At 43.3% G+C, this 9,925-nt stretch carries 8 protein-coding genes and 1 pseudogene; 7 read left to right on the forward strand and 2 right to left on the reverse strand.

Annotated elements, in window-relative coordinates; all coding sequences use genetic code 11:
• Positions 1-343 precede the first annotated feature (343 nt).
• From AC075L_RS08225 to AC075L_RS08235, 3 genes are all read left to right on the forward strand, one after another.
• A complete protein-coding gene (locus AC075L_RS08225; RefSeq protein ID WP_022380222.1) occupies positions 344-1,420 on the forward strand; it encodes a carbamoyl phosphate synthase small subunit in 1,077 nt (358 codons plus the stop codon).
• The gene (gene carB / locus AC075L_RS08230) at positions 1,420-4,635 is read left to right on the forward strand and encodes a carbamoyl-phosphate synthase large subunit (RefSeq protein ID WP_022380221.1); all 3,216 of its coding nucleotides are present in this window, start codon (positions 1,420-1,422) and stop codon (positions 4,633-4,635) included. Before AC075L_RS08225 ends, carB begins: the two co-directional genes overlap by 1 nt.
• 280 nt (positions 4,636-4,915) lie before the next feature.
• Complete coding sequence (locus AC075L_RS08235; RefSeq protein WP_055053079.1) at positions 4,916-5,824, forward strand: undecaprenyl-diphosphate phosphatase; 909 nt, start codon at positions 4,916-4,918, stop codon at positions 5,822-5,824.
• An 89-nt stretch (positions 5,825-5,913) separates the two neighbouring features.
• Here the strand turns inward: AC075L_RS08235 and AC075L_RS08240 are convergent, their stop codons facing one another.
• Entirely contained in the window at positions 5,914-6,852 is a 939-nt protein-coding gene (locus tag AC075L_RS08240; RefSeq protein ID WP_055053002.1) for a substrate-binding domain-containing protein, read from the reverse strand.
• Positions 6,845-7,057, reverse strand: coding sequence for a TOBE domain-containing protein (locus AC075L_RS08245; RefSeq protein WP_008706085.1), 213 nt, complete (start codon positions 7,055-7,057; stop codon positions 6,845-6,847). Before AC075L_RS08245 ends, AC075L_RS08240 begins: the two co-directional genes overlap by 8 nt.
• A gap of 228 nt (positions 7,058-7,285) precedes the next feature.
• Between AC075L_RS08245 and modA the strand changes: the two genes are divergently transcribed.
• The 4 genes and pseudogenes from modA to AC075L_RS08265 all read left to right on the forward strand — a co-directional run.
• Complete coding sequence (gene modA / locus AC075L_RS08250; protein WP_055053001.1) at positions 7,286-8,185, forward strand: molybdate ABC transporter substrate-binding protein; 900 nt, start codon at positions 7,286-7,288, stop codon at positions 8,183-8,185.
• Between the two features lie 2 nt (positions 8,186-8,187).
• Positions 8,188-8,883 (forward strand): molybdate ABC transporter permease subunit, encoded by a 696-nt coding sequence (modB, locus tag AC075L_RS08255; protein ID WP_055053000.1) that lies wholly within the window; start codon positions 8,188-8,190, stop codon positions 8,881-8,883.
• Positions 8,883-9,587 (forward strand): sulfate/molybdate ABC transporter ATP-binding protein, encoded by a 705-nt coding sequence (locus AC075L_RS08260; RefSeq protein WP_476387535.1) that lies wholly within the window; start codon positions 8,883-8,885, stop codon positions 9,585-9,587. The genes modB and AC075L_RS08260 overlap by 1 nt, the downstream gene beginning before the upstream one ends.
• Positions 9,541-9,925, forward strand: a pseudogene (locus AC075L_RS08265) (ABC transporter); the annotation flags it as partial. The gene AC075L_RS08260 and the pseudogene AC075L_RS08265, both read left to right, overlap by 47 nt.

The raw sequence follows: 9,925 nt of genomic DNA on the forward strand, positions 1-9,925 counted from the left end.
ATAGCTTTTTTGAAATTTTTTTAATTTTTTTTACAGTATCCTCAAAACGCACAATTTGTTACGTAGAAGTGTAAGCTTCTTCTGATAAACTGCGGAGCAGTTATCCGGTGTAGAGTTGCACAGAGAAGAGGATGATTTAAATTTTATAGAGGTATTTGGATGTGAGAAAGCAGTGAATGCATGTGATTGGATCTGCCTGAAATTACAAAAAAGTTTTTAATATCAACTTAATTATTTTTAGTACCTTATAAGGTTGAAAAAAGCACTTTGCTGTGATACAATCTTGAAGATTTAGGAAAAAATAAGTGATAGACACAATATAAAGATAAGAAAGGGAGATTGTATGAAAGCATTTCTGATATTAGAAGATGGCCATGTGTTCAAAGGTACAAGCATTGGTTCAACGAGAGACGTTATCAGCGAAATCGTCTTTAATACTTCCATGACCGGTTATCTGGAAGTAATGACCGACCCTTCCTATGCAGGACAGGCAGTATGTATGACTTATCCCCTCATTGGGAATTACGGAATCTGTTATGATGACCAGGAGTCATCAAAGCCATGGGTGGACGGCTTTATTGTCCGCGAATTATCCCGTGTCCCAAGTAATTTCAGAAGCGTGGACACGATTCAGCATTTCTTAACAAAGCATGATATTCCAGGTATTGCCGGAATTGATACCAGAGCCTTAACGAAAATCCTTCGTGAGAAAGGTACCATGAACGGTATGATCACCGTCAATGAAAATTATGATTTAGATACAATTATCCCCCAGTTAAAAGCATATACAACAGGTAAGGTAGTAGAGAAGGTAACATGCCGCGAGAAAGAGATTTTAAAAGGCGACGGTCCGAAAGTAGCACTTCTTGACCTGGGAGCAAAGAGAAACATTGCACGTTCCCTGAATGAAAGAGGATGTGAGGTTACAATTTATCCGGCACTGACACCTGCGGAAGAGATTCTGGAGGCAAATCCGGATGGCATTATGTTAAGTAACGGCCCTGGAGATCCAAAGGAATGTACTTCTATTATAAAGGAAATAAAAAAATTATATGATTCTGAAGTTCCGATCTTCGCAATCTGTCTTGGACATCAGCTTATGGCTCTTGCAACAGGTGGAGATACCCATAAGATGAAATACGGACACAGAGGCGGAAATCATCCGGTCAAAGACCTTGCAACAGGACGTGTTTACATTTCTTCCCAGAACCATGGCTATGTAGTAGATGCTGAGGGACTTGAAGAGAAAAACATTGCAAAACCTGCATTCGTTAACGTCAATGACGGCACAAACGAAGGTATGGCATACGAAGGAAAGAATATCTTTACTGTACAGTTCCATCCTGAAGCATGCCCGGGACCGCAGGATTCCAGTTACCTGTTTGACAGATTTATGGATATGATGGGAGGAAATAAATAATGCCAAGAAATAAAGACATTAAAAAAGTACTTGTAATTGGTTCCGGCCCGATTATCATCGGCCAGGCAGCAGAGTTTGACTATGCAGGAACACAGGCATGCCGTTCCCTGAAAGAAGAAGGCATTGAGGTTGTTCTTCTTAACTCCAACCCTGCAACCATCATGACAGATAAAGATATCGCTGACAGAGTTTATATCGAGCCTCTGACAGTAGAAGTAGTAGAACAGCTTATCCTGAAAGAGAAACCGGACAGCGTCCTTCCTACACTGGGCGGCCAGGCGGGATTAAACCTTGCCATGGAGCTGGATGAGAAAGGTTTCCTCAAAGAACACAATATAAGACTGATCGGTACAACTGCCCAGACAATCAAGAAGGCAGAGGACCGTCAGGAATTTAAAGATACCATGGAGAAGATCGGTGAGCCGATCGCAGCATCCAAGGTTGTTACAACAGTAGAAGATGGTCTTGCATTTACAAACACCATCGGTTATCCGGTAGTTCTTCGTCCTGCTTACACACTCGGTGGAAGCGGCGGCGGTATCGCCCATAATGAATATGAACTCCGTGAAATCCTGGAGAATGGTCTCCGTCTTTCACGTGTAGGTGAAGTACTGGTAGAGCGCTGCATCGCAGGATGGAAAGAGATTGAATATGAAGTAATGCGTGACAGCGCAGGAAACTGCATCACAGTCTGCAACATGGAGAACATTGATCCGGTTGGTGTCCACACAGGTGACTCTATCGTAGTTGCTCCATCTCAGACACTGGGAGATAAAGAATATCAGATGCTCCGTACTTCAGCCCTGAACATCATCACAGAACTTGGAATCACAGGTGGATGTAACGTTCAGTACGCTCTGAAACCGGACAGCTTTGAATACTGTGTAATCGAGGTAAACCCGCGTGTAAGCCGTTCCTCTGCACTTGCAAGTAAGGCAACAGGTTACCCGATCGCAAAGGTTGCAGCAAAGATTGCCCTGGGCTACACACTGGATGAGATCCCGAATGCGATCACAGGAAAAACATATGCAAGTTTCGAGCCAATGCTTGACTACTGCGTAGTTAAGATCCCGAGACTTCCATTTGATAAATTTATTACTGCAAAGAGAACCCTTACTACTCAGATGAAGGCAACAGGTGAGGTTATGAGTATCTGCCATAACTTCGAAGGTGCCCTGATGAAGGCCATCCGTTCTCTTGAGCAGCACGTAGACAGCCTGATGTCCTACGATTTTACACAGCTTACAGACGAGGAACTTCTTGCAGAGCTGGAAATCGTAGATGACCGCAGAATCTGGAAGATTGCAGAAGCAATCCGCCGTGGTATGCCGCAGTCCATGCTTCACGACATCACAAAGATTGATATCTGGTTCATCGATAAGATTGCAATCCTTGTAGGCATGGAAAATGCTCTTAAGACCAGAAAGCTCACAAAAGAGCTTCTCCTTGAAGCAAAACGCATGGAATTCCCGGACTACATCGTTGCACGTCTGGCAGGCAAGACAGAAGAAGAGATTAAAGCTCTTCGTGAAGAATATCAGATTAAAGCGGCATATAAGATGGTTGATACCTGTGCTGCAGAGTTTGCGGCAGCAACACCATATTACTATTCTGTATACGGCGATGAAGGCACAGAGAATGAAGCAGTAGCAACACCGGATAAAAAGAAAATCCTGGTACTTGGTTCCGGTCCGATCCGTATCGGCCAGGGTATTGAGTTCGACTTCTGTTCCGTACACTGTACATGGGCATTTGCAAAAGAAGGCTATGAGACCATCATCATCAACAACAACCCGGAAACAGTAAGTACAGACTTTGATATTGCAGATAAACTGTATTTCGAGCCTCTGACACCGGAAGATGTTGAGAATGTAGTAAATATCGAGAAACCGGACGGAGCAGTTGTACAGTTCGGTGGTCAGACAGCTATCAAATTAACAGAAGCACTGACAAAGATGGGCGTTAAGATTCTCGGAACATCTGCGGAGAACGTAGATGCAGCAGAGGACCGTGAGCTCTTTGATGAGATTCTTGAAAAATGCGAGATCCCGAGACCAAAGGGACAGACAGTATTTACTGCTGAGGAAGCTAAGAAAGCAGCAAATGAGCTGGGTTATCCTGTTCTGGTTCGTCCTTCTTATGTACTTGGTGGTCAGGGCATGAGAATCGCTGTAAGCGATGAGGACGTAGAAGAGTATATCGGTGTGATCAACCAGATCGCACAGGAGCACCCGATCCTTGTTGATAAATACCTGATGGGTAAGGAAATCGAAGTAGATGCTGTATGCGATGGCGAGGATATCCTGATTCCTGGTATTATGGAACATATCGAGCGTGCCGGAATCCACTCCGGTGACAGTATTTCCGTATACCCGGCTAAGACCATCAGCGAGAAAGCAAAAGAGACAATTGCAGAATACACCAGACGTCTTGCAAGAGCACTGCATGTTATCGGTATGATCAACATCCAGTTCATTGTTCTTGGAGATGATGTATATGTGATCGAGGTTAATCCTCGTTCCAGCCGTACTGTACCGTACATCAGCAAGGTAACAGGAATTCCGATCGTTCCTCTTGCAACGAAGGTAATCCTTGGATACAAGCTGAAAGACATGGGCTATGAACCGGGACTTCAGCCGGAAGCAAAACACTATGCGATTAAGATGCCTGTATTCTCATTTGAGAAGATCCGCGGTGCTGATATCAGTCTTGGACCGGAAATGAAGTCAACAGGTGAGTGCCTTGGTATTGCTGAGACATTCAATGAAGCGCTTTACAAAGCATTTATTGGAGCAGGTATCCGTCTTCCGAAACATAAAAACATGATCATCACTGTTAAAGACGAAGACAAACAGGATATCATCCCGATCGCAAGAAGATTCGAAGCACTTGGATACAGAATCTATGCTACACTGGGAACTGCAAAAGTCCTCAAAGAAAACGGAATCAAAGTTATCCGTACAAATAAGCTGGAGCAGCCTGCACCGAACCTTATGGACCTTATCCTTGGTCATAAGATCGACGTTGTCATCGATACTCCGCCACAGGGTGTAGAGCATCAGAAAGATGGTTTCGTCATCAGACGTAACGCCATCGAGACAGGTGTCAATGTCCTTACTTCTCTGGATACAGCAGAAGCACTGGCAACCAGCCTTGAGAATACAGACCTGAACAATTTATCTCTTATTGATATTGCTACGATTGCAAGAAGATAAAGAACTGATAAATAATATGAAATGATGAAAAGCAGCCGTAATTTTCTCTGTCGGAGAAAAGGCGGCTGTTTTTATCTTATAGAATCAGCAGGAAAAATACAGATTACAGTTGTATCAGTGGCATGGTGTGTAATATAATCATATGAGTATTTACAGTGAGTCAGATAGATATATGTGGGTCTTTTGCATTACTTATTATCTGGCAGAAACCTGTCTGATCCGGTTGAAAATCGTTGTAAATAAGAATAACAACAAAAAAGAAAACAGGAAGGGAAAGATTATGGATTTTATTGAACTGTTAAAGGTCATTTTCCTTGGGATTGTAGAGGGAATCACAGAATGGCTCCCGATCAGCAGTACCGGACATATGATCCTGGTGGATGAGTTCCTGAAACTGAATGTGACAGAGGATTTTAAGAATCTGTTCTTCGTAGTGATCCAGCTTGGCGCGATCCTCGCGGTTGTAGTTCTCTACTGGAACAAATTGTGGCCGTTTTATATCAGACCAATTTCAAAGAAACAGCAGGCAGTGCTTAACAGGCATGGTGCAGTATCCAGAGGAATTCTTACTTTTGTGGAGAAGTTCTGTGATAAAGAGAAATGGGTACTCTGGTTTAAAATTATAGTAGCCTGTATACCGACGATTGTTATCGCACTTCCGTTTAATGATGTCATTGAAGAGAAATTTAATAACTATGTAGTAGTTGCCATTGCACTGATCGTATATGGTATCCTCTTCATTGTCATTGAGAATTATAACAAGAGAAGAAGACCAATCTGTACAAATCTGGAAAATCTATCATTTAAGACTGCACTCATCATCGGTCTGTTCCAGGTACTCTCCGTAGTTCCGGGTACATCCCGTTCAGGTTCCACCATTATCGGTGGTATCCTTGCAGGAACCTCCCGTACAGTAGCAGCAGAATTTACCTTTTTCCTGGGAATCCCGGTCATGTTCGGAGCCAGTCTTCTGAAAATCCTGAAATTCGGTTTCTCTTTCACAGGAACAGAGGTGATGATCCTGATCGTGGGAATGGTAGTGGCATTTGTAGTTTCCATTATCGCGATCAAATTCCTGATGGGATACATAAAGAAACATGACTTTAAGGCATTCGGATGGTACAGAATCGCACTTGGTATTCTGGTGCTTGGATACTTTATCGGAAAAACACTTCTTGGTTGTAAATAATGTATAAGAAAAGCCCTGCTGTATAAGCGGCATGTACGTCATAAGCGTATATCCCGGACAGCAGGGCTTTTTATTATGTTACAGGTTTCTTATATGCAGATCATTTCGCCGGTATAAGAGGTATCATAACCTGTCAGATGATGAATCTCAGTTTTGAAATCTTCAGACTGTACAATTTCCACAAGAGCAGAGAACCCCGGCTTTCTCACAGATTCCGCAGGAATTGCCAGATACATCTGCATATCAGTCACAGGGACGAAATCAAGTCCCGGAAAGTAACGTGCGATCATTTCTTCTCCAAAAGCAACATTCGCTCTGTGCTCAAAAACAGCAGATGCAGATGACATATCAGAGACAGCTTCATTTCTGTATCCGCTGATTTTTTCAGAAGAAATTCCCCGTTCTTTTAACAGACGGTCCAGATAAACCCTGCGGGCACTTCCCTTTTCACGATTCATAAAAACAACTTTCGGATCCGTCAGGTCCTCCACAGAAGAAATCTTTTCAGGATTTCCGGCCTGTACATAGAAGCCGACAGAGTATTTATATAAAGAAAGAAGTATCAGCGGGATTCCGGGAACCAGGTGACGGATATCATCTATATCCAGACTGGTAGCAGCGATATGTGCCTTTTCGAAATACAGGGAATAAAGTCCGTTATAGTCATTCATATGAGACTGCAGGACAGGAAGTCCATCAGGATGAGCGGACATTTTGCCGAGAAGAAGCTCCAGGGCGGCAGAAGTCTGGCCGCCTAAAATGATACCACTGGAATGAAGCAGATAATCTCTCTTCAGCAGAGAACTCTCAGGTTCAAAATTAACAGAAGTGTATGGAATATCCTGCCCGCTTTCGGAATTGCCGGAACTGCTTCTGTTAAGATACTGTGTCAACTGCTCTTCGCTGACCCTGAGTTGTTTTCCGATTTTGGAAGATTCCAGCTCACCGCGCTTGATAAGTTCATAGACCGTTGTCTTTTTGATCTTCAGACGGTCTGCGACCTCCTGAGCTGTGTAAAGTTTATTCATCAATACCTACCATGACATTAGTAGCTTTGATCACTGCATAAGCATCAGAACCTACTTTCAGGTTTAATTCTTCAACTGCTGCACAGGAGATGGTTGCTGTGATAATGTTTCCACCGCCGATATCAATAGAAACGATGGAGTTTACAGCTCCGTTATTGATACTTACTACTTTCCCTTTTAACTGATTGCGTGCACTTAATTTCATGATAATCACCTCGCTGTTTATTATTTTTTTCTATAAATTTATCTGATACCCGATCAAAGGCCGGAAAGTTGTTTTTGCCGATAAAAATAAGGCTTTCAATCTGCTATCATTTACATGATAACATATACAAATAAAATTGACAAGAATACAAAAGTTTTGTACAATAGACACAAAATAAAACAAAACTCAATAAAACAAAACAAAACTGAATGAAAGACGGTAAAAAACATGAGAAAGAAATTAATTGCAGTAATGATGGCAGGAGTACTGAGTGCAGGAATGTTCAGCACAGGAGTTTTCGCAGCAGATACAGACTTAAAAGGTGAAGTCAACACATTCATCGCAGCAAGCTTAAGCAATGCAATGGAAGAAATCCAGAAAGATTTCAATGAGACATATCCTGATGTTGAAATCCTCTACAATGCAGACAGCTCAGGCACATTACAGACACAGATCGAAGAAGGCGCACGCTGCGATATCTTCTTCTCAGCAGCTGACAAGCAGATGGACGCTCTGGTAGACGAAGATCTGGCTAAGAAAGATACTGTAGAAGATATCCTTGAGAACAAAGTCGTTCTGATCAAACCTAAGGATGGAGAAACAAAAGTTACAGGATTCGAGAACATCACAGATGCGGCCAACATCGCACTTGCAGGTGACAGCGTTCCTGTTGGACAGTATTCCAGAGAAATTTTCGACAATCTTGGAATTACAGATGAAGTAAATAAGATGGAAATCAATGAAGGTAAAAATGTATCTGAAGTTCTTGCTGCAGTAAGTGAAGGAAGTAATGAGATCGGTATCGTTTATGCTACAGATGCAGCTTCCGTTGCAGATAAAGTAGACGTTATCGCAGAAGCTCCGGCAGATGCACTGAAGACACCTGTTCTCTATCCGGTAGGCCTTATCGAAGACAAAGAGGCATCTGAAGATGATACAGCAGCTACAGAAGCATTCCTTGAGTACATCAAATCTGACGACGCTATGAAAGTATTCGAGAAATACGGATTCACAGCATACAAAGCAGATGATGCTTCCGAAACAGATGATAAAGATGCAGAAGCAACAGAAGAAGCAGATGACACAGAAACAAATGCTGAGACAGAGACAACAGAGGAAGCTAAATAAGAATGAGTGAATTTCTGGCAGAAATAAACTGGAGTCCCTTGTGGATTTCATTGAAAACAGGTTTCACAGCGACTGTGATCGCATTCTTTCTGGGAATATTCTTTGCGAGACTGGTAATGAAGATGAAACCTTTTTCCAGAGGCATACTGGATGGTATTCTGACCATGCCTCTGGTACTTCCCCCGACAGTGGCCGGTTTCATTCTGCTTTTGCTGTTCAGTCTGAGACGTCCGTTCGGGGCATTTCTGCTGGATAATTTTGATATTAAGATCGTACAGACCTGGAAGGGCTGCGTGATCGCAGCATCTGTAATTGCGTTTCCACTGATGTACCGAAATGCACGCGCTGCATTTGAACAGGTGGATGTGAATCTGATCGCAGCAGGCAAGACACTTGGCATGAGTGACAGAAGAATCTTCTGGACAGTTGTCATGCCGATAGCAGGACCCGGAATCGCATCCGGTACAGTCCTTGCCTTTGCCAGAGCAATCGGAGAATACGGTGCTACATCCATGCTCGCAGGAAACATTCTTGGCAAGACCAGAACCGTTTCCGTTGCCATTGCTTCGGAGACTGCGGCAGGAAATTATGGCATGGCCGGTTTCTGGGTAGTTGTGATCTTGATCATTTCATTTGTGATCGTTGCGGCGATCAATATCGTTTCCGGTAAGGGAATGAAGATGGGCAGGTGGATGTAATGGCAGTCAGTGTGGATATTGAGAAGAAACTTCATGGCTTCACTCTGAAAGTAAAGCTGGAGAGTGATGGTTCTCCAATGGGGATCCTTGGAGCATCCGGAAGCGGAAAAAGTATGACTCTGCGCTGTATTGCAGGAATCCAGACACCGGACTCAGGAAGAATTGTTGTAAATGATAAAGTTCTTTTTGATTCAGAAAAGAAAATCAATCTTAAACCGCAGGAGAGGAAGGTCGGCTATCTTTTTCAGAACTATGCACTTTTTCCTACCATGACTGTAGAGAAGAATATCGCATGCGGATACAGAGGTGATAAGAAACATCTTAAGGCAAAAGTGGCAGATTACATAGAGCGTTATCAGCTTAACGGGCTGGAGAAGCGTTATCCGGGCCAGCTTTCCGGAGGTCAGCAGCAGCGTGTCGCACTGGCACGAATGATGATCGGAGAACCGGAAGTCATCCTTCTGGATGAACCGTTCTCAGCACTGGATGGATATCTGAAAGATATCATGCAGCGTGATATGCAGAACTTTCTTAATGAGTACACAGGTGATATGATTCTGGTCACTCACAGCCGTGATGAGGCTTACAAGTTCTGCGGACATCTGACAATTCTGGACAGCGGTCAGGCACTTACTACAGGAGAAACCAAGAAACTCTTTGAACGACCTGGGTATCCTGCAGGCAGCCAGACTGACAGGGTGTAAAAATTTCTCAACTGTACAGAAAATGGGAAAACACAGTATTTATGCAGTGGACTGGGATCTGATGCTGCAGACCAAAGATGTGGTGCCGGATGATGTTACGCATGTGGGAATCCGCGGTCACTGGATGAAAGGTGCATCTGAAGGCGGAGAGAACCACATGGAAGTGGAAGTTGTGGAATATATTGAAACGACCTTTGAACATCAGTATTTACTGAAGAACAAGAAAGGCGGAGACTGTCAGCCGGTCTGGTGGATGTGTCCCAAAGGAAATTTTGAGGAAGATCCGCGTGCAAAAGTTCCGAAATATATTCATTTTCCGGAAGAGCATCTGATGCTGC

Source organism: Blautia sp. ZXY-1-B12 (genome assembly GCF_056339915.1).